The 22,931-nt window shown below is 74.6% G+C and carries 18 protein-coding genes and 1 pseudogene; 7 read left to right on the top strand and 12 right to left on the bottom strand.

The window, feature by feature from the left end; all coding sequences use genetic code 11:
* Positions 1–60: 60 nt before the first annotated feature.
* Positions 61–1,041 (bottom strand): ATP-dependent DNA ligase, encoded by a 981-nt coding sequence (locus ABS735_RS20225; protein ID WP_373903000.1) that lies wholly within the window; start codon positions 1,039–1,041, stop codon positions 61–63.
* A 106-nt stretch (positions 1,042–1,147) separates the two neighbouring features.
* Entirely contained in the window at positions 1,148–2,602 is a 1,455-nt protein-coding gene (locus tag ABS735_RS20220) for an MFS transporter (protein ID WP_373903001.1), read from the bottom strand.
* A 245-nt stretch (positions 2,603–2,847) separates the two neighbouring features.
* Here ABS735_RS20220 and ABS735_RS20215 point away from each other — a divergent pair, with 245 nt between their 5' ends.
* Entirely contained in the window at positions 2,848–3,504 is a 657-nt protein-coding gene (locus tag ABS735_RS20215) for a TetR/AcrR family transcriptional regulator (RefSeq protein WP_373903416.1), read from the top strand.
* A gap of 25 nt (positions 3,505–3,529) precedes the next feature.
* Here the strand turns inward: ABS735_RS20215 and ABS735_RS20210 are convergent, their stop codons facing one another.
* Entirely contained in the window at positions 3,530–4,594 is a 1,065-nt protein-coding gene (locus tag ABS735_RS20210; RefSeq protein ID WP_373903002.1) for a YncE family protein, read from the bottom strand.
* A 97-nt stretch (positions 4,595–4,691) separates the two neighbouring features.
* Between ABS735_RS20210 and fes (ABS735_RS20205) the strand changes: the two genes are divergently transcribed.
* Positions 4,692–5,963 carry an enterochelin esterase gene (gene fes / locus ABS735_RS20205; protein ID WP_373903003.1) on the top strand — a complete coding sequence of 424 codons (1,272 nt, stop codon included), beginning with the start codon at positions 4,692–4,694 and terminating at the stop codon, positions 5,961–5,963.
* Positions 5,964–5,975: 12 nt separating this feature from the next.
* Here fes (ABS735_RS20205) and ABS735_RS20200 read toward each other — a convergent pair whose 3' ends face one another.
* From ABS735_RS20200 to fes (ABS735_RS20165), 8 genes and pseudogenes are all read right to left on the bottom strand, one after another.
* Positions 5,976–9,797, bottom strand: coding sequence for an amino acid adenylation domain-containing protein (locus ABS735_RS20200; RefSeq protein ID WP_373903417.1), 3,822 nt, complete (start codon positions 9,795–9,797; stop codon positions 5,976–5,978).
* 47 nt (positions 9,798–9,844) lie between these two features.
* Entirely contained in the window at positions 9,845–10,081 is a 237-nt protein-coding gene (locus tag ABS735_RS20195) for a phosphopantetheine-binding protein (RefSeq protein ID WP_373903004.1), read from the bottom strand.
* Positions 10,082–10,084: 3 nt separating this feature from the next.
* Positions 10,085–10,717, bottom strand: a complete 633-nt coding sequence (locus ABS735_RS20190; protein WP_373903418.1) for an isochorismatase family protein — start codon at positions 10,715–10,717, stop codon at positions 10,085–10,087.
* A 30-nt stretch (positions 10,718–10,747) separates the two neighbouring features.
* A pseudogene (locus ABS735_RS20185) lies at positions 10,748–12,364 on the bottom strand ((2,3-dihydroxybenzoyl)adenylate synthase); the annotation flags it as partial.
* On the bottom strand, positions 12,361–13,572 hold the full coding sequence (locus tag ABS735_RS20180; protein WP_373903005.1) for an isochorismate synthase: 1,212 nt from the start codon (positions 13,570–13,572) through the stop codon (positions 12,361–12,363). The gene ABS735_RS20180 and the pseudogene ABS735_RS20185, both read right to left, overlap by 4 nt.
* A gap of 53 nt (positions 13,573–13,625) precedes the next feature.
* Positions 13,626–14,411: a 2,3-dihydro-2,3-dihydroxybenzoate dehydrogenase gene (locus ABS735_RS20175; protein ID WP_373903006.1), complete on the bottom strand. Its 786-nt coding sequence runs from the start codon at positions 14,409–14,411 to the stop codon at positions 13,626–13,628.
* Positions 14,408–15,382 (bottom strand): ABC transporter substrate-binding protein, encoded by a 975-nt coding sequence (locus ABS735_RS20170; protein ID WP_373903007.1) that lies wholly within the window; start codon positions 15,380–15,382, stop codon positions 14,408–14,410. The genes ABS735_RS20175 and ABS735_RS20170 overlap by 4 nt, the downstream gene beginning before the upstream one ends.
* Positions 15,383–15,436: 54 nt before the next feature.
* Positions 15,437–16,774: an enterochelin esterase gene (fes, locus tag ABS735_RS20165; RefSeq protein WP_373903008.1), complete on the bottom strand. Its 1,338-nt coding sequence runs from the start codon at positions 16,772–16,774 to the stop codon at positions 15,437–15,439.
* Positions 16,775–16,953: 179 nt separating this feature from the next.
* On the opposite strand from fes (ABS735_RS20165), the gene ABS735_RS20160 reads away from it, so the two are divergent.
* Both ABS735_RS20160 and ABS735_RS20155 read left to right on the top strand, forming a co-directional pair.
* A complete protein-coding gene (locus ABS735_RS20160; protein ID WP_373903009.1) occupies positions 16,954–18,006 on the top strand; it encodes a FecCD family ABC transporter permease in 1,053 nt (350 codons plus the stop codon).
* On the top strand, positions 18,003–19,097 hold the full coding sequence (locus ABS735_RS20155) for a FecCD family ABC transporter permease (RefSeq protein ID WP_373903010.1): 1,095 nt from the start codon (positions 18,003–18,005) through the stop codon (positions 19,095–19,097). Before ABS735_RS20160 ends, ABS735_RS20155 begins: the two co-directional genes overlap by 4 nt.
* 818 nt (positions 19,098–19,915) lie before the next feature.
* Here ABS735_RS20155 and ABS735_RS20150 read toward each other — a convergent pair.
* Positions 19,916–21,112 carry an MFS transporter gene (locus tag ABS735_RS20150; protein ID WP_373903011.1) on the bottom strand — a complete coding sequence of 399 codons (1,197 nt, stop codon included), beginning with the start codon at positions 21,110–21,112 and terminating at the stop codon, positions 19,916–19,918.
* A 63-nt stretch (positions 21,113–21,175) separates the two neighbouring features.
* On the opposite strand from ABS735_RS20150, the gene ABS735_RS20145 reads away from it, so the two are divergent.
* The 3 genes from ABS735_RS20145 (at position 21,176) to ABS735_RS20135 (ending at position 22,883) form a co-directional block, all read left to right on the top strand.
* The gene (locus tag ABS735_RS20145) at positions 21,176–21,973 is read left to right on the top strand and encodes an AraC family transcriptional regulator (RefSeq protein WP_373903419.1); all 798 of its coding nucleotides are present in this window, start codon (positions 21,176–21,178) and stop codon (positions 21,971–21,973) included.
* A gap of 65 nt (positions 21,974–22,038) precedes the next feature.
* Entirely contained in the window at positions 22,039–22,419 is a 381-nt protein-coding gene (locus tag ABS735_RS20140) for a DoxX family protein (RefSeq protein ID WP_373903012.1), read from the top strand.
* The gene (locus ABS735_RS20135) at positions 22,416–22,883 is read left to right on the top strand and encodes a peroxiredoxin (RefSeq protein ID WP_373903013.1); all 468 of its coding nucleotides are present in this window, start codon (positions 22,416–22,418) and stop codon (positions 22,881–22,883) included. Before ABS735_RS20140 ends, ABS735_RS20135 begins: the two co-directional genes overlap by 4 nt.
* Positions 22,884–22,931 lie beyond the last annotated feature (48 nt).

The raw sequence follows: 22,931 nt of genomic DNA, 5'->3' as shown, positions 1-22,931 counted from the left end.
AGGGGGCCCGGGTGTCCCCGCGGTGAAAGGCAGCCCAACACCTGACCCGGCGTCACGCGCTCACACCAGGTCGTCCGGAATGTCCGCGGCCGACTCCTCGGGCGCCAGGTCGGGGCGGAGTCTGAGCCAGGACGGCTGGCGCAGCATGCCCTCCCGGGTCCGGGTGCTGTAGCGGACCTCACCGACCAGCCGGGGCACGACCCAGCGCGCCCCCGGCACCGGCGGCACCGGGTCGAAGGGGCAGACGTCCGTCGCGGCGGCCGCCAGCAGCTCGGCCAGCTCGGCGCGCTCGCCCGCGCTCCAGCCGGTGCCGACGCCGCCGACGTAGCGCAGCCGGCCCGCGGCGCGCTGGCCGACGAGGACGGCACCGGGCAGGCCGACGAGCCGTCCCTTGCCGGGCAGCCAGCCGCCGACCACGACGTCCTCGCTGCGCATGTTGCGGATCTTGGTCCAGGCCCGGGAGCGGACCCCGGGCTCGTACACCGAGTCCAGTCGCTTGCACACCAGCCCCTCCAGGCCGTGCTCGCGGGTGGCGCGCAGCGCCTGTTCGCCGTGGCCGACCAGCGCGGCCGGGGTCGACCACGACGGCCCGTTCAGGCCGAGGTCCGTCAGCCGCTCGCGGCGGCCGGTGTAGGGCGTGCGCAGCAGGGAGCGGCCCGCCAGGTGCAGGGCGTCGAACAGCACCAGGTGGACGGGGACCTTCGCCGCCCGGTGTGCCGCCCGGCCCGGGGCGTGGGCGAGGCCCATCCGGGACTGGAGCAACTGGAAGTCGGCGCGGCCCCGTTCGTCCAGGGCCAGCACCTCGCCGTCCAGTACGGCGGGGGTCTCGCCGAGCGCGGTGGCGAGCGGCGCCAGCTCGGGGTAGGCGGCGGTGATGTCCTGGCCGGAGCGGGCGCGCAGCAGGACGCTCCCGTCGCCGGGCAGGTAGACCACCACGCGCTGGCCGTCCTGCTTGGTCTCGTAGGCCCAGCGCGCGTCCTGCGCGGCGGGCGGCAGGGTGCCGGGGGTGGCGAGCATCGGAGGGATCAGCGGCAGCTCCACGGGTCAGTTCTCGACCCGACCGGGCGCCGTCACGCGCGTCGACCGCCAGGTTCGCCTGAACGGCGCCGGTCCCGGGCGGGCGGGACCGGCGCCGTCGCGGGCGCGGTCAGCGGACGGAGGCGGGCTCCGTCTCGACTCCGTCGGCCGGTGCCGTGCCCGCCGCGGGGGCGGCGGGACGGTGCCGGGGGATGAAGGACGCGATGGCGAAGGCCAGCAGGGCGGCGCCGGCCCCGATGGCCATGACCACCTTGAACGCGTTCTCGGACGGCAGGGCGAAGCCGCCGAGGTCGATGGTCATCTGGGCCAGGATCACGCCGGCGATGGCACTGGCGACCGACGTGCCCAGGGACCGCATGAGGGTGTTGAGGCTGTTCGCGGCGGCCGTCTCGCTCGCCGGCACCGCGCCCATGATCAGCGACGGCATGGCGCCGTAGGCGAAGCCGATGCCCGCGCTGATGACGCAGGAGACCAGGACCAGGTGCCAGACCTCGGCCATCAGCACGATGTTCAGACCGTAGCCGGCCGCCACGATCAGGGCGCCGATCATCAGCGTCACCTTCGGGCCCCTGGCCTTGGAGACCTTCGCGGAGACCGGGGCGAACGCCATCATCACCAGACCGGACGGCGCCATCACCAGACCCGTGGTCAGCAGGGAACGGCCGAGTCCGTAACCGGTGGCCTCGGGCAACTGCAGCAGCTGCGGAAGGACCAGGGACATCGCGAACATCGAGAAGCCGATGGCGACGGACGCCAGGTTGGTGAAGAGCACCTGACGGCGGGCGGTGGTGCGCAGGTCCACCAGGGGCTCCGTGGTGTGCAGCTCCCACCAGCCCCACACCAGCAGGATCACCACGGCCGCCGCGAACAGACCGAGGGTGGTGCCCGAGGACCAGCCCCAGTCGCCGCCCTTGGAGATCGCCAGCAGCAGGCTCGCGAGACCGGCGGCCATGCCGATGCCGCCGAGCAGGTCGAAGCGGCCGCCGGTGCGCACCGCCGACTCGGGGACCAGGGCCAGCACCAGCACCAGGGACACGACGCCGAGCGCGCCGGAGAGCCAGAACAGCATGTGCCAGTCGAGCTTGTCCGCGATCAGCGCGGCGGCCGGCAGACCGAGCGCGCCGCCGACCCCGAGGGAGGCGCTCATCACCGCGGTGGCGCCGGCCAGCCGCTCGGCCGGCAGCTCGTCGCGCATGATGCTGATGCCGAGCGGGATCACGGCGGCGGACAGGCCCTGCAGGGCGCGGCCGGCGACCATCGGGACCAGCGCGTCGCTCAGTCCGCAGACCACCGAGCCGGAGATCAGCAGCACCAGGCTGAGCAGCAGCATCCGCCGCTTGCCGAACATGTCGCCGAGCCGGCCGACGACCGGAGTGGCCACCGCGGAGGCGAGCAGCGTGGCGGTCACCGCCCAGGCCGCGTCCGAGGCCGACGCGTCCAGGAGCTTCGGCAGCTCCGGGATGATCGGGATGACCAGGGTCTGCATCAGCGCGACGACGATCCCGGCCAGGGCCAGTACCGCCACCACGGCGTTCGGCCGTGGTGGGGCGGGGGAAGCGGGCATGGAGAAGCCTTTCGAGCGATGAGTACGGCGATGAGCCGGAGTACGGAGTGCGAACTTTTTAAGTCAGTCGCTTGAAGTATCCTACGGGGTATGGAGAGGGAACGCCCGTCCGGGCCGGGCGGCGACCCGGCGCCGCCGCCCCGTAGGCTTCCGTGACAGCCCGCCGTACGGCGGCGGACCTGCGACGACTCGAGGGACTGGTCGTCGCGGGCCGTAAGGAGAAAGGTCCCGGCGCGGTGGTGATCATGGCGGGCAGGACGGTCCGGACGGAACAGGTCAGCGCGACCCGGCAGCTGATCCTGATCACCGCTGAGCGGCTGTTCGCCGAGCACGGGGTGTACGCCGTCTCCAACCGCCAGGTCAGCGAGGCCGCCGGGCAGGGCAACAACGCCGCCGTCGGCTACCACTTCGGTACGAAGGCGGACCTCGTCCGGGCCATCGCGCAGCGCCACTCGGAGCGGGTCGAGGACCTGCGCGCCCGGCAGCTCGCCACCCTCGGCGACTCGCCCGACCTGCGCGACTGGGTGGACTGCCTGGTCCGTCCCCAGTTCGACCACCTGGCGGCGCTGGGCAGTCCCACCTGGTACGCGCGGTTCTGCGCCCAGGTCATGACCGACCCGGCGCTGCGGCAGATCATGACCGAGGAGTCCCGCGCCTCCGTCTCCCTGCGGGCGATCATGGAGGGCCGCAACCGGTGCATGCCCGCGCTGCCGGCCGAGGTCGTCGCGGAACGGGGCGACATGGCCCGCCACCTCATCGTGCACACCGCGGAGGAGCGGGAGCGGGCCCTCGCCGAGAACCGCCCCACCCCGCGCGCCAGCTGGCAGGAAGCGGCCGACGGCCTCGTCGACGCGATCGTGGGGATGTGGCTGGCGCCCGTCACGCCCCGGGGCGGGGGGTGACGGGCGCCAGGTGGTGGGTGACGGGTCAGCGGGTGAGGCGGATCCGGGTCACGGTGTCCTCGGCGGCGCCGGCTCCCGACTTGTCGACCACGTAGGCGGTGCCGTCGGCGATCTCCACGTGGTTGGGGTTGGCGCCGGTGGTCACGGTCTCCTCCACGGCGCCCCGGCGCGGGTCGACCCGGGTGACGGTGGCGTCGGTGCGGTTGACGACGAGGACGTCGCCCGAGCGCTCGTCGGTCGCCACGGACAGGGCGCCGGCGCCGGTCGCCACGGAGGCGGTGACGACGCCCTTGCCCAGGTCGATCACGGAGACGGTGCCGGAGGTCTGGTCGGCGGTGTAGGCGGTCCGGCCGTTCTTGGACAGCGAGACCGAGATCGGGCCGTCGCCCGCCGGGAGGAAGCGCGGGGCCGCGGAGCCGCGCCGCAGCTCGATCAGCCGGTCGTTGTTCAGGTCGGCCGCGTAGAGGGTGCCCGTGCTCTCGTTGACGGCCAGGCCGGTCGGGGCGGAGCCCTCGACGGTGATCCGCTTCTTCTCCTCGAGCGACTTGGAGTCGTAGGCGACCAGCGTGCCGTCGCCGAAGCCGCTCGCCCACACGGTGTTGTGCCGCTCGTCCACGACGATCTCGCGGGCGTGGGCGACGTTCGGCAGGCCGGCCAGGCGCTTGCCGGTGCGCTGGCTGTAGACGGAGACGGTGTTGTCGCGGGTGTTGGTCGTCCAGACGGTGTTGTGCTCGTCGTCCACCGCCACGCCGTAGACGGCCTCGACGGCGCCGGTGGCGCTGTCGGTGACCGGCGGGGTGAGGTCTGCCTTCACGGCGAGGGTCCGCGGGTCGACCTTCAGCAGGTGCGACTCGGTGACCGGCGGACGGCCCACGGCCGCGGTGACCCACAGCACGTTGTTCCGCTCGGAGTACGCCGACTGGTACAGGCCCTTGGTGAGCTTGGCGGTGGTGACCTTCGAACCGGAGGTGTGCGCGGAGGCGGTGCCCGCCAGGGTCAGCGTGCTGCCCGCGGCGACCGCCACGGCGACGGCGGCGGTGAGCGCGGTGCGGTGACGGTGGGGGCGGACGGCGGGGGTGGACGAGGACATGATGGTGGAACTCCCTCTTCTGAGCGGGGTCGACCCATTGATCCCTTAAGATCAAGGAAGGTAAGCCTAACCTAACTAAGAGATGATGGACGGTCAATTGACTTCCGCACACGCGATCGCCGAGGCCCCTCCCGAAGGCGCCCCGCACCACCCGCCCCGCGCGCCCCGCACCCACCCGGTGCCGCGACTGGCCGACCCCGTGTGCGAGCTGCCCGGCCCGGACGGCACCGAGGGCTTCTGGGAGGACATCCGTGAGCGCGGCACGCCCCTGGTCGGCCCCGATCCGCTGGGCGACTCCGAGCGCCGGGCGGTGACGTTCCTGTGGCGCGGCACCCCCACGACCCGCGCGGTCCAGGTCCTGCCGAACAAGCTCGGCGACCCGCGGGACCCCGCCGGAAACCTCATGGAGCACGTCCCCGGCACGGACGTGTGGCACTGGACGCTGCGCCTGCGCCACGACTGGCGCGGTACCTACGACCTGTACGTCGACGAGGGCGGCGAACCCGCGCCGGGAACCGCCGCGTACTGGCGCCGGCTGCGCACCCGCAGGCGCGGCGACCCGTACAACTCCCGTGCCCTGCCCCACCGCTGGGACGGCGGGGCGGTGCCTTACGCCGAACTGCCCGCCGCCCCGAACGCGGCGGACTGGGCGCCCCGCCCCGGCGTCCCGCACGGCACCCTCAGCGAGCACGCCGTGGTCAGCGCGCGCCTCGGCGGGAGCCGCCGGGTCTGGCTGTACGAACCGCCCGGCGGAGCCCGGGAGCAGGACGGGCTGCCGGTCCTGGTGCTGCTCGACGGCGAGCACTGGGGGCCGCGACTCGGCCTCGCCCACCTGCTCGACAACCTGATCGCCGACGGCCGCGTCCCGCCCCTCGCCGCCGTGCTGCCGGAGGCCGTGGACGAGGCGACGCGCTGGGCCGAACTGTCCTGCCGGCCCGAGTACGTGGACTTCCTCGCCCGCGAGCTGCTGCCGTGGGCGGCCGGGCGGCTCCCCCTCACCGACGACCCGGCACGCACCGTAGTCGCCGGGCAGAGCCTCGGCGGGCTGACCGCCGCGTACGCGGCCGTGGCGGCGCCGCAGCGCTTCGGCAACGCGCTCGTCCAGTCCGGGTCGTTCTGGTGGCCCGTCGGACCGGAGGCGGAGTGGCTCACCCGGGCCCTCGCCGAGGGCCCCCGGCCGCCGGTGCGCTTCCGGCTCTCCTTCGGCACACAGGAGTGGGTCGCCCTGCCCGCCGCCCGCAGGCTGCGCGACACCCTGGCGTCGATCGGCTGCCACGACGCCTCCTACCGTGAGTTCAACGGCGGTCACGACTACCTCTGCTGGCGCACCGAACTGGCCGACGGGCTGGTCGAGCTCCTGGGCCGCTGACGGCGGCCCGCGTCACGCGTCGAGTTCCTTCAGACGCGCGGCGAGCACCGCCGCGACGTCGTCCAGGTACCGGTCCCGCATCAGCTGCGGGTGGGTGCAGTCCAGGTCGTGGTTGGTGATCGCGCCGCTCACGTACGGACGCCACGCCTCGCGCGTCAGCCAGTCCTCGGCGCGCGGGGCGGCGGCCGTGAAGAACAGCACGTCGCCGTCGTAGGCGGCGTGTTCGTGCGCGCGCATCATGCGGGCGTGGTTGGGCACGATGTCGACGATCCGGGACAGGGTGCGCTCGGGCAGCCCGGCCAGCGGACTGCCCGCCCGGCGCAGGGTGGCCAGCACGTCCTCGCGGTCGCGCTCGCCGGTGCGGTCGAAGCCCGCCATGCGCAGCACCGCGGTCAGCGCGTCGCCCTCCTCGGGTGCGGGCCGCTGACGCCACTGCTCGGAGGGGAAGGCGTCGAGCAGCGCGAGGAGTTCGACCTTCTCACCGGCCCGCTGGAGCAGCACCGCCACGGTGTGCGCGAGCACCCCGCCGACCGACCAGCCGAGCAGACGGTACGGGCCGTGCGGCTGGACGCCGCGGATCTCCCGGGCGTAGTCCTCCGCCTCCTCCCGCAACGTGCGCGGCAGTCGCTCGTCGCCGGTCAGACCGCGGGCCTGCAGACCGTACACGGGCTGTTGCGGCCCCAGCCGCGCGGCCAGCCCGGCGTAGCACCAGGAGAGGCCGCCCGCCGGGTGGACGGCGAACAGCGGTGTCCGCTCGCCCTCGGTACGCAGCGGCAGTACGACGCCCAGCGCCTCCTCGGCGGCCGGTCCGGCCGCCTCCAGCCGAGCGGCGAGCGCGGCGGGCGTCGGCGCCTCGAACAGGGAGCCGATGGTCAGTTCCGTACCGAACTCCTCCCGCACCCGCGCCACCAGCCGCACCGCGAGCAGCGACGTGCCGCCCAGGTCGAAGAAGGCGTCCTCGGGTCCGACCCCCTCCGCCTCCAGCACCTCGGCGAACAGCCGGACCAGCGCCGCCTCGTGGGCGGAGGCCGGGGGCCGTGCGCCCGCGCCGCCCGCGAAGACCGGGGCGGGCAGCTCACGACGGTCCAGCTTGCCGCTAGGGGAGAGCGGGAACGCCGCCAGGACCACGACGGCCGCCGGGACCATGTGCTCCGGCAACTCGCGGGCCAGCGCCGCCCGTACGTCCGCCGGCTCGGCGTCACCGGTGACGTAGCCGACGAGACGGTCCTCCCACACCACCGCGCAGGCGCCGTCGACGCCGGGCCGGGCGGCGAGCGCCGCCTCGATCTCGCCGAGTTCGACGCGCTGACCGCGCAGCTTCACCTGGTGGTCGGTGCGGCCGAGGTACTCGACCTCGCCCCCGCCGGTCCAGCGCGCCAGGTCGCCCGTGCGGTACATCCTGGCGCCCGCAGGCCCGAACGGATCGCGCACGAACCGGGACGCCGTCAGCTCCTGCCGGCCCAGATACCCGTCGGCCAGTTGCACGCCCGCCAGATACAGCTCGCCGGGCACACCGGGCGGGCACGGCTGGAGCGCCGCGTCCAGCACGTACAGGCGGGTGTTCCACACCGGCCGGCCGATCGGCACCGGGCCCCGGTCCGCCGGGTCGCAGGCGTGGTACGTGACGTCGACGGCGGCCTCCGTCGGACCGTACAGGTTGTGCAGCCCGACGCCAGGAAGCAGACGGGCGAAGGTCTGCGCGGTCTCGCGGGGCAGCGCCTCGCCGCTGCAGAAGACCCGGCGCAGCGCGGCCCCGCACCCGGCCGCTTCCGGGGCGGCCAGGAACACCTGGAGCATCGAGGGCACGAAGTGGCAGGTGGTGACCGCCCGTTCGCGGATCAGCCGGGCCAGGTACACGGGGTCCTTGTGCCCGCCCGGCTCGGCGACGACCAGAGCCGCGCCCTCCCGCAGCGGCCAGAAGAACTCCCACACCGACACGTCGAACGACGACGGCGTCTTCTGCAGCACCCGGTCCCCGGCGGTCAGCCCGTACTCGTGCTGCATCCACCGCAGCCGGTTGTCGATCGCCCGGTGGGGGACGACCACGCCCTTGGGACGGCCCGTCGAACCGGACGTGTAGATGACATACGCCGGATGGGAGGGAGTGAGGGCGCGGGGCGGGTTCGTCCACGGGTACGCCGACACGTCGAGGCCGTCCAGGACGACCGTCTCGGTGCCCGTGCCGTCCGGGAGCCGGCCGGCGCGGTCGGCGACGGCGCAGACGGGCGCCGCGTCCCGGAGCATGTACGTCAGGCGCGCCGCCGGGTAGTCCGGATCCAGCGGCAGATAGGCCGCCCCCGCCTTGAGCACGGCGAGCAGGGCCACGACCAGCTCCGCCGAGCGCGGCACCGAGACGGCGACCACCGCGCCGGGCCGGGCGCCCAGGGACTGCAGGTGCCGGGCGAGGCGGTTGGCGCGGACGTTCAGCTGCCCGTAGGTCAAGGCGGTGTCCCCGTACACGAGCGCGGTGGCGTCCGGCGTGCGGGCGGCCCGCGCTTCGATCGGCCCGATCAGCGTGGTCGGGGGCAGGGCACGGTCGGTGCGGTTGAACTCCTCCAGGACCAGGGCCCGTTCGGCCGGGGTGAGCACGGCGTGCTCGGCGAGCGGGCGGTGCGGGTCGTCGAGGGTCAGCCGGTCCACCAGGTGCAGGAACCGGTCCTGGTGCGCGGCCAGGGTGTCGTCGTCGTACAGGGCCGGGTTGCCGTCGTGGTCGATGCGCAGGCCGCGGCCGTCGGCACGGTCGTGGACGTTGACCGTGAGGTCGTCCACCGGACCCGCGGACAGGTTCCGGGCGAGCGCCGGGGCGCCCGCGAAGTCCACGCCGTAGTCGAACGGCATGATGTTGACGAGGGGGCCGACCAGCGCGCGGCTCTCGCCCAGCAGGCCGAGGTCGCGGCGGATGTCCTCGTAGCGGTAGCGCTGGTGGCGCCGCACCTCGCGGATGCCGAGCACCACCTGCCGCACCAGTTCGGCGAAGGACACCTCGGGGGACACGGCGAGCCTGAGCGGCAGCACGTTCATCACCATGCCGGGCACGCGCAGGGACACCGAGCCCATGCGGCCCATCATCGGCAGGCCGAGCACCACGTCCGGCTGCGCGGTGACGCGGGAGACGTAGAGGGCCTGGGCGGCGATCAGCACGTCCGGCCAGGTGGCGCGGAGGCGGGCGGCGAGGTCCCGTAGCCGCAGCGTCGTCTCCGGGGTCACGTGGGCGCTGCGGCGCAGGAAGGTCCGGGACGGCAGCGCCCCGCGCCCCGCGAGCCGGGGCGCCTGCGGACGGTCGGCGAACGCCCCGGCCCAGTGGGCGCGGTCCGCGTCGAAGGCCGGTGAGGAGCGGTACGCCGCGTCGTCGGCGATCAGGTCGGCGAGGGAGCCGAAGGCGCGCGGGACGGGCTCGTCGCCGCGGGCGAGGGCCGAGTACACCTCGGCGGTGCGGCGCACCAGCAGGGAGTAACCGTAGCCGTCCATGACGAGGTGGTGGACGCGCTGGTACCACAGCCAGCGGTCCGGTCCGACGCGGAACAGGGCGTGCCGGAACAGCGGGCCCCTCGCCAGGTCGAAGGGCTCGGCCAGGTCGGCGCGCATCCACGCCTCCGCCTCGGCCTCGCCGGCCGGCTCCCGCACGGTCAGCGGCACTTCGACGTGGTCGGCGACGTACTGGCGGGGCCCCTCACTCGTGTCCTCGACGCGGACCACACGCAGCGCCTCGGCCTCGGCGGTCACCCGGCGCAGGGCGGCGGCGAACAGCTCCGGGTCGAGCCGGCCGTCGATCTCCAGGCACTCGGCGGTGTTCTGCGCGGGGCTGAGCGGGTCCAGGGCCTGTGCGTACCACATGCCGGACTGGGCCGCGGTCAACGGGAGTCCGGCCGGACGGGAGACGCTCACACCGCCCCCAGCAGGGGAGCCCAGGCCTCGATGGCGGGCCGCTCGGCCAGGTCGGCGAAGTCGGCCGTCACGGCGTGCTCGCGGCGCCAGCGTTCGAGCAGCGTCATGACCCGGACCGAGTCGAGGCCGTGGTCGACGAGGTTCTCGTCGACGGGTATGTCCGCCGGGTCCTCGCCGAGGCAGTCGGCGACGTCGGCGCGGATCCGTTCCACGGTGAGCGGGGTGGGTGCCACGGCTCAGACCTCCTTCAGGAGCGCGTCGGTGGTGGTGACGACCGCGCAGCGGCCGGCGGCCCAGCGCAGCGCCATGTCGTGGTCCTCGCGGGAGAAGTCGGCGACCGCGTCCGCGACGACGAAGGCGAGGAGGTCCCGCTGCCAGGCGTCGGCCGCCGTCATCAGCACGCCGATGTGCGCGTACACACCGACGATCACAAGCTGGTCGCGGCCCGTGTCGCGCAGCAGGTCCGCCAGGCCCGTGCGGACGAAGGCGCTGTACTTCCACTTCGTGAGCAGCGTGTCCCCGTCCTCCGGCGCGACCGCCTCCGGCACGGCGAGCTTGTCGGGGTCGTCGGCGACGCCGGGGCCCCAGAAGTCGAGTTGGAGTCCGCGCTCCTCCGGCGTCTGGCCGCCGCGCTGGGCCGAGTAGACGACCGGGACACCGAGGCGGCGGTACTCCTCGACCAGCCGCGCGGCGTTCCCGAGCATGCCGGTCAGGGGCTGTTCACCGGCCGGGAAGGCGGAGAGGAAGTGCTGCTGGAGGTCGTGCACGAGCAGGACGGCACGTGCGGGATCCACGGTCCAGGACACGCGGTTCGCGGGGAGTTCGTCCGCTGCCGGGAGCGGATAGGGGGCGATGGCGGGCAGGGCCATGGGGGAGGGCCTCTCGGGGTCGGACTCACCGGCGGCGGAGCGCAGGTGCTTCTTGCTGATCTTGCCTACGCCGGTCTGCGGGAAGGCGTCGACGAACTCGACGAGGTCGGGCACCTTGTAGGCGGCGATGCCGCGCTCGCGCACGAACCGTTTGACCGCGACCGGCCGCAACGGCTCGGCGCCCTCGCGCAGGATCACGTAGGCGAGGGAGCGTTCGCCCAGGTAGTCGTCGGGCACCGCGACCACCGACACGTCGTGCACGGACGGGTGGCCGAGGATGATGTTCTCGACCTCCTCCGGCGCGATCTTCTCGCCGCCGCGGTTGATCTGGTCCTTGGCCCGGCCCTCCACCACGAGATGGCCCGTCGGGGTGCGGCGCACGATGTCACCGGTGCGGTAGAAGCCGTCCTCGGTGAACGCCCGCCGGTTGTGCTCCGGGGCCCGCCAGTAGCCGCGGATCGTGTACGGGCCGCGGGTGAGCAGATGCCCGAACTCCCCGTCGGGGACGTCCCGGTCGGCGTCGTCGACGACACGGATCTCGTCGTCGGGTGAGATCGGCCGCCCCTGCGTGGTGACGACGGTCTCGGTGTCGTCGTCCAGCCGCGTGTAGTTGACCAGGCCCTCGGCCATCCCGAAGACCTGCATCAGCCGGCAGCCCAGCGCCGGCTCCAGCCGTCGGGCCGCCTGCTCGCTGTACTTGGCACCGCCGACGAGCGCCAGCTCCAGGCTGGACACGTCGTGCGCGGTCTCGGTCGCGGCCTGCGTCCACACCAGCGCCAGCGGCGGCACCAGGCCCGTCATGGTGATCCGCTCCCGGGCGATCAGCGGGAACGCGGTGTCCGGGTCGGGCTTCGGGCACAGCACCACCGTGCCGCCCGCGTACAGCACGCCCAGCCAACCGGGGGAACTCATCGGGAAGTTGTGCGCGGCGGGCAGCACGACGAGGAACCGGGTGTCGCCGTCCACGCCGCAGATCTCGTTGGAGCCCCACACCGAGTACAGGTAGTCGTCGTGGGTGCGCGGGATCAGTTTGGACACGCCCGTCGTCCCGCCCGACAGCTGCAGGAACGCCAGCTCGTGCGGCTCGGGCCCGTCGAACGGGGCGGAAGGCTCGCACGGCACTTCGGCCAGCGCGGTGTGCTCGCCGGGCTCGCCCGCCACGAACACGTGCTTGAGAGTCGGCGCCGACTCCCGCATCCGGGAGGCGAGTTCCCGGTGGTCGTAGCCCGCGTGCACGTCCGGGACGACGTACGCGACGGCCTCGGCGAAGGAGCAGAAGTGGGCGATCTCCGTCTCCCGGTGCGCCGGCAGCGCGTACACGGGCAGCGCGCCGATGCGGAACAGGGCGAACACCACCTCGACGAACTCGCCGACGTTGGGCAGCTGTACGACGACCCGGTCGCCCTTGCCGATGCCGTGCGCGAGGAACCCGGCGGCGAGCCGGTCTGCGCGCTCGTCCAGTTCCCGGTAGGTCCAGGTCCGGCGCTCGGGTGCCGGGTCGACCAGGGCGAGCCGGTCGGGGTGCTCGGCTGCGCGCTCACGGAGCATGCCGCCGAAGGTCTCGCCGCGCCAGTAGCCGGCGGCGCGGTAGCGTGCGGCGAACTCGGCCGGCCAGGTGGGCGCGTCCACGCCCGGGGCGAGGGTCACAGCGATGCTCCCACCGCGTCCAGGAACGTACGGAACTTGGCGGCGGTCTCCGCCGTCTCGGACTGAGGCGTGGAGGCCGCCACGACGCCGGCGCCGGCGAACAGCCGCAGGGTCCGGCCCTCGGCCTCGGCGCAGCGGATCGTGACGACCCACTCGCCGTCGCCGTCCGCGTCCTGCCAGCCGACCACGCCGGTGTAGGCGCCCCGGTCGAAGGGCTCGGACTCCGCGATCACGGCCCGTGCCGTCTCGGTCGGGGTGCCGCACACGGCGGGGGTGGGGTGCAGGGCGGACGCGAGGTCCAGCGCGGTCGTCCCGGCGTCGGCCACCTCGCCCGTGACCGTGGTCGACAGGTGCCACATGGCCGCCGTACGCACCAGCGTGGGCCGCTCGGGCACCTCCAGCGCGCCGCACAGCGGCGCCAGCGCCTCGCGTACGGCGGCCACGACGACGGCGTGCTCGTGCAGGTCCTTCTCGGACTCCAGCAGGGCGACCGCGCGTCGCACGTCCTCTGCCAGGTCCTCGCTGCGGGGCGCCGAGCCCGCGAGCGGGTTGGCGGTCAGCCGGCCGCCCCGCCGGGCGACGAGCAGTTCGGGGCTGGCACCGATGAGGGTGCGGCCAGGACCGCTGGGCACGGCGAAGGTGTAGCCGGCGGGGTCGCGGCGGGCCAGGCGGCGCAGCATCGCGGGCAGGTCCGGCTCGTGGGCCGAGGTGAGTTCCAGGGTGCGGGCGAGGACGACCTTGTCGAACTCCCCGGCCCGCATGCGCTCGACCGCCGCCGCGACCGCCGCGCCGTACCGCTCCGGTTCGGGGACCTCCCGCACCGTCCACCGGGGCCGGTCCAGGCCCTCGGGGACGGGCAGGGCGATCAGCGGGTCCTCCCGCAGGGGCGGTGCCCAGCGCACCGACTCCGGTACCGCGAGCGAGGGTGGCGCGTCCGGGGCGAAGGGCAGCGCGCCGACGACCACCGGCACCGGATCGCCCGGCCGGCGCAGCGCGTTCAGCACCTCGCGGACCCGCACGGCGGGCGGGCGCGAGTCGTGGGGTATCGCGGCGGCGGTGCCGCGGCCCAGCAGGGTGCGGTGGGGTGTGGCGAGGAAGCGGTCGGTGGCGGGGCGGTAGGACCCGAGGAGAGCGGTCGCGGCACCGGGTGCGGTCGGCCCGGCGGTGTGCGGGAACTCGTGAAGGGGTTCGTGCAGGGAAAGGGACATGGCTGTCTCCTGTGGGGTGGCGTGAGCGGTCCCGTGGGGGAGGGGCGGGCGGGTCAGGCCCGCAGGGTGGCGCCGCCGTCGACGTACAGGTCGTGCATCGTGATGTGCCGGGCGCGGTCGGAGGCCAGGAAGACCACCGCGTCGGCGATGTCGGCCGGGTCGGCGATCCGGCCCAGCGGGATGCCCGTGCGGTACGAGGCGAGGTCTCCGTCGATCACGCGCCGTGCCGAGGCCGTCTCCTCACCGGCCGTCCACAGGGCGCGCTGCATGTCGGTGAGGGTGGAGCCGGGGGAGACCGTGTTGCAGCGCACGCCGTGTCCGGCCACTTCCAGGCCGAGACACTTGGTGAACATGACGGCGGCGGCCTTGGAGGCGGCGTAGGCGGCGAGGCCCGCCCGGGGGATTCCGGCCGCGTTGGAGGCGACGGTGACGATACTGCCGCGCCCGCGTCCGCTCATCCGGCGGGCGGCGGCGCGGGAGACGTGGAAGACGCCGGTGGAGTTGACGGCGAACGTGGCCGCCCAGTCCTCGTCGGTCAGGTTCACGACGTCCGACGGGCGCAGGATCCCGGCCACGTTGACGGCCACGTCCAACGGACCGAGGGTGCGTTCGGTCTCGTCGGCCAGCGACTCCACGGCGTCGGCGTCGGTGACGTCCAGGAGGCGTGCGGTGACCCGGTCCGCGCCGTGCTCTCCGGCGAGCTCCTCGATGCCCCGGGCCGTGCGGTCGGTGGCGAGGACGCGGGCGCCCTGTTCGACGAGCGCGGTGACGACCGCCGCGCCGATCCCCCGGCCCGCGCCCGTCACGAGGGCGAGCCGCCCGTCGAGTCCGGCGCTCACGAGGTGAGCGCCTTGGTCAGGTCGTCCAGGACGATCCGGGCCGCGAGCGGGCCGCCCGCGCTGTTCCACGCGGAGCCCTGGACCACGACCACGCGGCCCTCCCGCTCGGCCTTCAGCCTGCCGAAGTTGGGCACCTGCTTCGCCTCGGCGTACGCCTTCTCCCCGTCGGCCTTCTCGCCCAGGGTGCCGAAGAACAGCCAGTCCCCGTCGATCGTGGAGAGCTTCTCCAGGCTGACCGGCTCGCTGTGCCCGGTGCCGACCCCCTGCTGGTCCTCCGGCCGGTCCAGGCCGAGGGCGGTGATGGTGGCACCCACGTGGCCCACGCCCCGTCCGACCGCGGACGGCGCCTTGTTCTGCCAGCGGACCACGCTCACGACGGCGCCGGCGTTCTCGCCCAGCTTGCCCTTGGCCGCGCTCACGTCGGCGTCGAAGCCGCTGAGCACCTTCTCCGCCTCGGCCTTCCGGTTCAGCGCGTCGGCCGTGGCGGTGAAGGCCTTCTTCCAGTCCTCGTTGAGCTTGGCGGTGACCACGGTCGGGGCTATGGACTCCAGCTTGGAGACCTCCTTCTTCACCGCCGTGGTCTCGTCGATCAGGATCAGGTCGGGTTGCAGCGCGGCCAGCTTCTCCATGTCGGCCTCGGCGACCGTGGCGACGACCTCCGCCCCGCCCGCCTTGTCGGCCAGATAGGTGGAGACGCCCTTCTGTCCGCGTCCCGCGGTCGCGCCGACCGGCTCGACGCCGAGCGCGAGGGCGGCGTCGAGGGTGGGCTCACTCAGGGTGACGACCTTCTTCGGCTCGGCCGGCACGTCGACCTCGCGGCCCGTCGCGTCGGTGATCTGCCGGGTGCTCGCGTCCTGGCCGCCCGCGCTGTCGCCGTCGTCGTCACCGCAGCCGGTGAGGAGCAGGGCTCCCGCCACGACGGCGGCGACGGAGGTCACGACGGTTCTGCGGGAGGCATGTACGAACGACATGAGAAGAGGACTCCTTGGCACAGAGATGTGTGAGTGGGTGGAGAGTTACGTGGTTCAGAGGGCGGAGGCGGCGTCCGTGCCCAGCAGACGCACCAGGCCGGTGGCGAGGGCACCGTGCCAGCAGACGTAGTCGTGGCCGCCGTTGTACGCGTCGTAGCTGACCCGGTGCCCCGTCGTGCGCAGGGTGTCGTACAGGGCGAGGGCGTGGTCGGCCATGGAGCCCTCGTGCAGTCCGACGTCCAGATGGACCGTCAGGGGCTCGGCGGAGCCGGACGCGTAGCGGCCGACGAGCCAAGGCCTCCCGTACACCTGGGGTTTGGCCGCGCCCGCGGGCGGCAGGCCGGGGCGCCACCACAGGGAGGGCGACTGGGCGAGCACATTGGCGAACCGGTCGGGACGCAGGAGGCCGGCGTACAGCGCGGTCATGCCACCGAGGCTCTGACCGGCGACCACGGTCCGGCGCGGGTCGGTGGTCAGCGGCCAGCGTCCGGCCGCCCAGGGCAGCAACTCGTCCGCCAGGAAGGCGACGAACGGCTCCCGGCAGCCCAGGTCGCGCCACCGGGTGTGCCGGTCGACGGCGTCCGGCGCGACCACGACGAGGGGCGGCAGCGCGCCGTCGGCGATCAGCGCGTCCAGCGTGTCGCCGAGGCCGAGCCGCCCGAACCACATGTCGCCGTCGCACACCACCGCGACCGGCAGCGGTGCGCCGGCCCCGTGGTCGTGCCCCGGCGGCAGATAGACCCAGGCGTCCCGGTCGCCGACCGGCTCCGTGCCCGGTACCCGGTGCCGCTCCACCCGCCCGGCCGGCACGGTGCCCCGGCGCCCGGCCCAGGGCTCGGCCGGGGCGTGCGGCAGGGAGAAGACCGAGCTGTGGGCGGGCTGCCAACGGGTGACGACGGTACGGCGGTTGAGCGGGTCGACCGCGGCGTGCGCGGACAGCGACCGCAGCCGTTGTTGGAGGGCGGCCGGGTCGGTGGGCGCCTCCTTGAGCGAGATGTCGGCGGCCAGCCGGTACGAACCGCGGTGGTCGGCGCGCAGCCGCAGCCCGAGATACCAGACGTCCGTGCCGGGCACCCTCTCCAGCAGCGAACCGGCCAGCCGGTCGCGGTCGGTGACACGGTTGCCGAACAGCAGGACCAGGCGCGTGGCGCGGTGCCCCCGCCACAGGAACGTGACCGCGCGGTGGCCCGGTTCACCCTCGATCTCCTCGACCAGCGGGGTGCCCAGGCGTTCCGTCTCGCTCCAGAACGCGGCCGCCAGCCCGGTCCGCCGTGCCTCGTCCGCGCCCTCCGTCTCCTCCAGCAGGCGTGCGACGCGCGGGCCTGTGATCCGGGCCGGGCGGACGTCCGGCGCGGTGGCACCGCGGGAGGTGGGGCGGGGGAGCGTGGTCATCGGCGTTCTCCGTGAACCGCTGGGCAGAGGTCGGGCAGGAACCAACAGCCGCCGACGAAATCGTCAACAGCCGAAGTTAGGTTAGCCTAAGCTAATCACATGTCCATCGGAGTGTGTGTATCGCGACCGGCCGACCTGGCGCCCGTCGTTCGTCAAGGCGTGCCGCGGGCGGCGGGCTCATGAGCGCCGCGACCGCCCCCGCCCCGGCCGGCCTCGCGCCCGCTGGGAAGAAGCCCCGGCCCAGGGGCTCCCTGCGTGTGGCGGGCCTGCTGCTCGGCGTGGTCCTGCTGGTGGCGACCGCCGCCCTCTCCCTGGCCGTCGGGGCCAAGCAGATCCCCCTCGACCAGGTCTGGTCGGCCCTGTTCACCCCCTCAGGCACGGAGAACGACGCGATCGTGCGGGACTTGAGGCTGCCCCGCACCCTCATCGGCGCGGCCGTCGGCACGGCCCTCGGGCTCGGCGGCGCGGTCATGCAGACCCTGACGCGCAATCCGCTCGCCGATCCCGGGCTCCTCGGCGTGAACGCGGGCGCGTCCGCCGCCGTCGTCACCGCGATCGGCGTCCTCGGCATCACCTCGTTCACCGGCTACCTGTGGTTCGCCCTGGCCGGGGCCGCCCTCGCCGCCACCGCCGTGCACGCCCTCGGCGGCGGCCGCCGGGCCACCCCGGTCCGGCTCGCGCTGGCCGGAACCGCCGTCAACGCCGCCCTGTTCGGCTACGTCAACGGCCTCTCGCTGTGGCACCTGAGCACGCTCGACGAGATGCGGTACTGGTCGGTCGGCACCCTCGCCAAGCGCGACGTGTCCCTGCTGCTCACCGTCGCGCCGCTGCTGGTGGCCGGTACGCTGCTCGCCCTCGTCCTGGCCCGGCCGCTCGGCGCGCTCGCCCTCGGCGAGGACCATGCGCTGGCGCTGGGCACCCGGGTGCGGCGCGTACGGGCGCTGTCCGTCGTCGCCATCACCCTGCTGTGCGGCGGCGCCACCGCCGTGTGCGGGCCGATCGGCTTCGTCGGCCTGATGATCCCGCACGCCGCCCGCGCCTTCTGCGGCCCCGACCCGCGCTGGATGTTCCCCTACTGCGCCCTGTACGCGCCGGTGCTGCTGCTCGTCTCCGACGTGGTCGGACGGATCGCGGTGCCGCCGTCCGAGATCGAGGTGGGCATCGTCACCGCCTTCCTCGGCGGCATCCTGTTCATCCATCTCGTCCGGCAGCGGAAGGTGGCCCAGCTGTGAGCGTCGTGAAGGACGACGCCGCGCCGGTCCGCGCGGACGGGCGACCTCGGACGCGCGGCCTGCGGCCCGGGCTGCTGCGTGCCGGCCGCTGGTCGCTGCGCTACGACACCCGGGCCCTGGTGGTCTGCGTGGCGCTCGGCGCGCTCACGGCGTGCGCCATGGTGCTGGCCATCGGCACCGGGACCTACGAGCTGTCCCCGCCCGAGGTGCTGCGCACCCTGGCCGGCGACGGTCCGCCGGGCGCCGGTTTCGTGGTGCTCGACCTGCGGCTGCCGCGTGCCCTGGTGGCCGCGCTGGTCGGCTTCGGGACGGGCATGGCCGGCGCGGTGTTCCAGTCGCTGACCCGCAACCCGCTCGGCAGCCCCGACATCATCGGCTTCGGCAACGGCGCCTCGGCCGGCGCCCTCGTCGCGATCATCTTCCTCGACGCGGGCGCGCCACAGGTCGCCCTCGGCGCGGTGTGCGGGGGACTCGCCACCGCCGCCGCCGTGTACCTGCTGGCCTGGAAGCGGGGTGTGCACGGCTACCGGCTGGTGCTGGTCGGCATCGGCGCCTCCGCCGTGCTCGGCTCGGCGACCAGCTTCCTGTACGTGCGCGCCGACATCGGCAAGGCGGCGCAGGCGGCCGCCTGGATGATCGGCTCGCTCAACGCCCGCGACTGGACCGACGTGCGCACCGCGGCGCTCGGGCTGGTGGCCCTGGTCCCGGTCGTCCTGGTCCACGGGCGGCGGCTGACCATGCTCGAGATGGGCGACGACACCGCCGCCGCGCTCGGCGTGCCGCCCGAACGCAGCCGTCTCGTCCTGTTGAGCGCCGGCACGGGACTGACCGCGATGGCGGTCGCGGCGGCCGGTCCCGTCCCGTTCGTGGCCCTCGCCGCGCCCCAGCTGGCCCGCCGGGTCACCCGCGCCGCGGGCCCGGGCGTCCTGTCCGCCGGGTGGATGGGCGCGTTCCTGGTGACCGCCGCGGACCTGACCACCCAACGGCTCACGGGTTCGGCCCTGCTCCCGGTGGGCGTGGTCACCGGCGTGGCAGGCGGCGCCTACCTGGCATGGCTGCTGAGCAGGGAGCGATGGGGGTCCCGGTTGTGAGGCCCGGTGGTGGGGGCGGCGGGGCTGCCGGTCGGGCCTGTGGCCGGTTGGGTGGGGCTCCCGGTCGGGCCCGGCGGGGGCTCGCCGTCGGGCTCGTGGCGGGCGCTTGGTGAGGCTCGCCGTCGTGGGCTCCGTCGGGGCTGCTGCGGGTTGCCGGTCGGGCTTACTGCGGGTTTGGCGAGGGCTGCCGGTCGGGCTCGTGGCGGGCTTGGTGGGGGCTCCCGGTTGGGCCCGGCGGGGGCTTGCCGGCGGGCTCGTGGCGGGCGTTTGGTGAGGCTCGCCGTCGTGGGCTGCGTCGGGCTGCTGCGGGTTGCCGGTCGGGCTTGCTGCGGGTTTGGCGAGGGCTGCCGGTCGGGCTCGTGGCGGGCTTGGTGGGGGCTCCCGGTTGGGCCCGGCGGGGGCTTGCCGGCGGGCTCGTGGCGGGCGTTTGGTGAGGCTCGCCGTCGTGGGCTGCGTCGGGCTGCTGCGGGTCGCCGGTCGGGCTTACTGCGGGTTTGGCGAGGGCTCCCGGTCGGGCTCGTGGCGGGCTTGGTGGGGGGCTCCCGGTCGGGCCCGGCGGGGGCTTGCCGGCGGGCTCGTGGCGGGCTTGGTGCGGCTCGCCGTCGGGCTCCGGCCGGCTTGCTGCGGGTTCCCGGTCGGGTCCGTGCCGGGCTCGGCGGAGGTTGCCGGCCGGAACCCGCCGGGCATGGTGTGGGGCTCACCGCCGGGTTCGTGCCGGGCTTGGTGGGGGCGAGAGGACCGCCGGGGCCCGTGCCGGGGCACCACTGGACCCCCCGCGAGGGCTCGCCGCCGGGCGCGTCACTGGGCCCGGTGGCGTGTCACCGTACGTCGGCCTCGCTCGTCGTCGGCGCGTCCATGGCGGGCGGCGTCGCGGGCGGGGACGGCTCGCGCAGGCCGCACAGCAGCAGTCGGCCCGCGGCGGGCAACGCCACCAGCGGCAGCAGCGCCGCCCGCAGGGAGGCCGCGTCGGCCAGCACGCCGAGCACCGGGGCGGCCAGGCCGCCGATGCTCACGGTCAGCCCGAGCGTGACCCCGCCCGCCGTGCCCACCCGGCGCGGCAGGTAGTCCTGGCCCAGCGTGATGTGCAGGGAGAACGGCACGTACAGCCCCGCCGACGTCAGGGCGACGAACAGGTACACCGCGGGTCCCGGCACGAGGACGACCCCGGCCACCGCGAGGACCGTCAGCACGTACGACCGCCGCACCACCTTCAGCCGTCCGTGCCGGTCGGCGAGCCGGCCCCCGGCGACGGTGCCCACCGCGCCGCCCAGGTAGAGCACGAACAGCGCCACCGTCCCCGCCGCGCTCCCGCCGCCCACCCGCTCCCGGACGTACAGCGACACGAACGTGCTCAGGCAGACGAAGACGACGGAACGGCAGACGACGGCGCCGGTGAGCCGCAGGAAGGACGCCCAGTCGTCCCTCCCCGCCACCACCGCCGTACGGCCGCCCGACCCGCGGACCGCCCCGGCCCGACGCACCGCCACCCCGCACAGCACGGCGCCCACGACCGCGGGCAGGACCAGCAGCCCGGAGGCGCCCAGGCCGCCGCCTCCGACGACGGCCCACACCAGCGGCGGCGCCAGCGCGAAGCCGACGTTGCCGCCCAGGGAGAACCACCCCATCGCCGTATGGCTGCCCCGCGCGGCCTCCCGCGCCGCCCTCGCCGCCTCCGGGTGGTACGCGGCGACCCCGACACCGCCCGCCGCGACGGCCGCGAGGGTGAGCGCGTAGGAGCCGGCGAGGCCGCCGAGGGCCACCCCCGCCCCGGCGGCCAGCGTGCTCAGCGGCAGCAGCCACGGCAGCGCCCACCGGTCGGTGAGCGCCCCGAACAGCGGCTGCACCAGCGACGACAGCAGCGAGGCGGCGAGGACGACGCCCGAGGCGGCGGCGTAGCTGTACGCCCGCTCGGCGACGAAGTACGGCACCAGGGCGGCCACCGTGCCCTGGTAGACGTCGACACAGGCGTGGCCGAAGGACAGCAGGGCGATGGGCCGGTTGCGGGTGCGGGTCACCCGTCGATCGTCGCGTCCACCACCGTTGGCCCGCTTTCGATAACCTGCCGACTTGTGTCGGACATCCGCCAGAACAGCGCGGCAGCGGGTACCGGTCCGGGGACCGGTGCCGAGGCGGTGCGCGTTCGCCACACCCCGGCGGCCCCGACCCGCGCCCAGCGGCTGCTCGCCGGGCAGCGGATCGACGCGCACCGGCACGACGAGCACCAGATCGTCCACGCCGGGTCCGGGGTCGTCGCCGTCACCACCGAGGCCGGCACATGGTTCGCGCCGGGGACGCGGGCCATCTGGATCCCGGCCGGCACCGTGCACGCCCACCGGGCCCACGGCCGCCTCGACCTGCACCTGGTCGGCCTCCCCGCCGACACCAACCCGCTCGGCCTCGACACCCCGGCCGTCCTCTCCGTCGGCCCGCTGCTGCGCGAGCTGATCGTCGCCTACACCCGCGACCCCGGGGACACGGGGCCGGAACGCGGCCGGCTCCTGGCCGTACTGTGCGACCGGTTGCGCGCCTCGGCGCAGCAGCCGCTGCGCCTGCCCGCCCCCGCGGACCCCCGGCTGGCCGCGGTCTGCGCGCTCGTCCACGCCGATCCCGCGGACACCCGGACCCTCGCCGCCCTCGGCGCCGCCACCGGCACCTCCGAACGCACCCTCAGCCGCCTCTTCCGCCGCGAGTTCGGCATGACCTTCCCCCAGTGGCGCACTCAGTCGCGCCTCTACCACGCCCTGCGCATGCTCGCCGACGACCTGCCCGTCACCACCGTCGCCCACCGCTGCGGCTGGTCCTCCGCCAGCGCGTTCATCGAGGTCTTCCGCCGTGCGTTCGGCTGCACACCCGGCACCCACAACCGCCGGGCGTGAAACGGGCACCACCTGTTCCTTACCGTCGAGTAATATCGCGCGGCAGGCCCCCATGAGGAGGAACCGTGTCACGGTCCGAACGCTCACCACTGCTGCTCGCCGGCCTGCTGGCCACCGCGGGCGTCGCCCATTTCGCCCAGCCCCGCACCTTCGACGCGATCGTGCCGCGCTCCCTGCCGGGCACGCCGCGGGCATGGACGTACGCCAGTGGCGTCGCCGAACTCGCGCTGGCCGCCGGACTCGCCCTGCCGCGCACCCGCAGGGCTGCCGCACTCACCGCCGCCGCCTTCTTCGTCGGGGTGTTCCCCGCCAACGTCAAGATGGCCTGGGACTGGAGGCACCGCCCCACCCCGCAGAAGGCCGCCGCCCTGGGACGGCTGCCCGCGCAGGTGCCGCTCGTGCTGTGGGCCCGCGCCGTCGCCCAGGGCAGCGAGGGCCGGTCATGAGCAGGCTCCCCGCCGTGGGCGACACCGTCGAGGACTTCACCCTGCCGGACGAGACCGGCACCCCGCGCCGCCTGTCCGAACTGCTCGCCGACGGACCGGTCGTCCTCTTCTTCTACCCCGCGGCCCTCACCACGGGCTGCACCGCGGAGGCCTGTCACTTCCGCGACCTCGCCGCCGAGTTCGCCGCGGTCGGCGCCCGGCCCGTCGGCGTCAGCGGCGACCCCGTCGAACGGCAGCAGGAGTTCGCCGGACGCCACACCCTCGGCATGCCGCTGCTGTCCGACGCCGACGGCACGGTCCGGGAGCGGTTCGGGGTGAAGCGGGGGTTCAGCCTGGCTCCCACCAAGCGGGTCACCTTCGTCGTCGGACCGGACCGCACCCTGCTGGAGGTCGTCCGCAGCGAACTGAGGATGAACACGCACGCCGACCGAGCCCTCGCCGCGCTCCGCGCTCACCGGGAGTGACGGGGCCACCCGCGCCCCACCCCGGTTGATACCGCATCGTCCTGGGAT

It is taken from the genome of Streptomyces sp. MMCC 100, assembly GCF_041538145.2.
Taxonomy (GTDB): domain Bacteria; phylum Actinomycetota; class Actinomycetes; order Streptomycetales; family Streptomycetaceae; genus Streptomyces.
Note: the sequence above shows the minus strand (reverse complement) of the source record. Positions and strands in the feature narration are given on the sequence as shown.

What these genes read in the sequence shown, in the direction of transcription:
- ABS735_RS20220 (WP_373903001.1), bottom strand. Translation starts at nt 2,602, where the DNA reads ATGCCCGCTTCCCCCGCCCCACCACGGCCGAACGCCGTGGTGGCGGTA.
- ABS735_RS20215 (WP_373903416.1), top strand. Translation starts at nt 2,848, where the DNA reads ATGGCGGGCAGGACGGTCCGGACGGAACAGGTCAGCGCGACCCGGCAG.
- ABS735_RS20210 (WP_373903002.1), bottom strand. Translation starts at nt 4,594, where the DNA reads ATGTCCTCGTCCACCCCCGCCGTCCGCCCCCACCGTCACCGCACCGCG.
- ABS735_RS20200 (WP_373903417.1), bottom strand. Translation starts at nt 9,797, where the DNA reads ATGTGGTACGCACAGGCCCTGGACCCGCTCAGCCCCGCGCAGAACACC.
- ABS735_RS20190 (WP_373903418.1), bottom strand. Translation starts at nt 10,717, where the DNA reads ATGGCCCTGCCCGCCATCGCCCCCTATCCGCTCCCGGCAGCGGACGAA.
- ABS735_RS20180 (WP_373903005.1), bottom strand. Translation starts at nt 13,572, where the DNA reads ATGTCCCTTTCCCTGCACGAACCCCTTCACGAGTTCCCGCACACCGCC.
- ABS735_RS20170 (WP_373903007.1), bottom strand. Translation starts at nt 15,382, where the DNA reads ATGTCGTTCGTACATGCCTCCCGCAGAACCGTCGTGACCTCCGTCGCC.
- fes (WP_373903008.1), bottom strand. Translation starts at nt 16,774, where the DNA reads ATGACCACGCTCCCCCGCCCCACCTCCCGCGGTGCCACCGCGCCGGAC.
- ABS735_RS20160 (WP_373903009.1), top strand. Translation starts at nt 16,954, where the DNA reads ATGAGCGCCGCGACCGCCCCCGCCCCGGCCGGCCTCGCGCCCGCTGGG.
- ABS735_RS20135 (WP_373903013.1), top strand. Translation starts at nt 22,416, where the DNA reads ATGAGCAGGCTCCCCGCCGTGGGCGACACCGTCGAGGACTTCACCCTG.